The sequence below is a fragment of the Pedobacter cryoconitis genome (assembly GCF_003259615.1).
GTDB classification, from domain to species: Bacteria; Bacteroidota; Bacteroidia; order Sphingobacteriales; family Sphingobacteriaceae; genus Pedobacter; species Pedobacter cryoconitis.
Genome location: NZ_QLLR01000079.1, coordinates 1 through 1,285, shown reverse-complemented (window position 1 = coordinate 1,285; position 1,285 = coordinate 1). Strand labels below are relative to the sequence as shown.

Below are 1,285 nucleotides of genomic sequence, written 5' to 3'. Positions count from 1 at the left end.
AAGGTCGATAGTACCGCAAACCTTCGGGTGAGTGGATAGCGCAGGTAATCAGACTTCCAAGAAAAACCGCTAAGCTTCAGGTTATAAAAACCCGTACCGCAAACCGACACAGGTATCCGGGAAGAGAATTCTAAGGTGCTCGAGTGAATCATGGCTAAGGAACTCGGCAAAATGGCCCTGTAACTTCGGGAGAAGGGGCGCTGACAGCAATGTCAGCCGCAGTGAAAAGGCCCAGGCGACTGTTTAACAAAAACACATGGCTTTGCAAAATCGAAAGATGAAGTATAAGGCCTGACACCTGCCCGGTGCTGGAAGGTTAAGAGGGGATGTCATCTGTTAAAGGAGAAGCATTGAATCGAAGCCCCAGTAAACGGCGGCCGTAACTATAACGGTCCTAAGGTAGCGAAATTCCTTGTCGGGTAAGTTCCGACCTGCACGAATGGTGTAACGATCTGGGCGCTGTCTCAGCCATGAGCTCGGTGAAATTGTGGTCCCGGTGAAGACGCCGGGTACCCGCAACGGGACGGAAAGACCCCATGCACCTTCACTACAATTTAACATTGACATTGGATACAGGATGTGTAGGATAGGTGGGAGACTATGAAGTGGCATCGCTAGGTGTTGTGGAGTCAACGTTGAAATACCACCCTTTTTGTATTCGGTGTCTAACCCCTTTCGGGGGGGACATTGTTTGATGGGTAGTTTGACTGGGGTGGTCGCCTCCAAAAAGGTAACGGAGGCTTTCAAAGGTAAGCTCAATACGCTTGGTAACCGTATGAGGAGTGCAATAGCATAAGCTTGCTTGACTGTGAGGCAGACAAGCCGAGCAGGGTCGAAAGACGGATATAGTGATCCGGTGGTTCTGCATGGAAGGGCCATCGCTCAAAGGATAAAAGGTACGCTGGGGATAACAGGCTGATCTCCCCCAAGAGCTCATATCGACGGGGAGGTTTGGCACCTCGATGTCGGCTCGTCACATCCTGGGGCTGGAGAAGGTCCCAAGGGTTCGGCTGTTCGCCGATTAAAGTGGCACGCGAGCTGGGTTCAGAACGTCGCGAGACAGTTCGGTCCCTATCTGTTGTGGGCGTAGGAATTTTGAGTGGGGCTGACCTTAGTACGAGAGGACCGGGTTGGACTAACCTCTAGTGAATCTGTTGTTCCGCCAGGGGCATTGCAGAGTAGCTACGTTGGGAATAGATAAGCGCTGAAAGCATCTAAGTGCGAAACTAGCCACGAGATGAGAATTCCATATAGGACCGTAGCAGACTACTACGTTGATAGGTTA

General features: G+C 51.1%; 1 rRNA gene. It reads left to right on the top strand.

Annotated features, from left to right (window positions below):
* Positions 1-1,285 (top strand): 23S ribosomal RNA (locus tag LY11_RS26450); the annotation flags it as partial.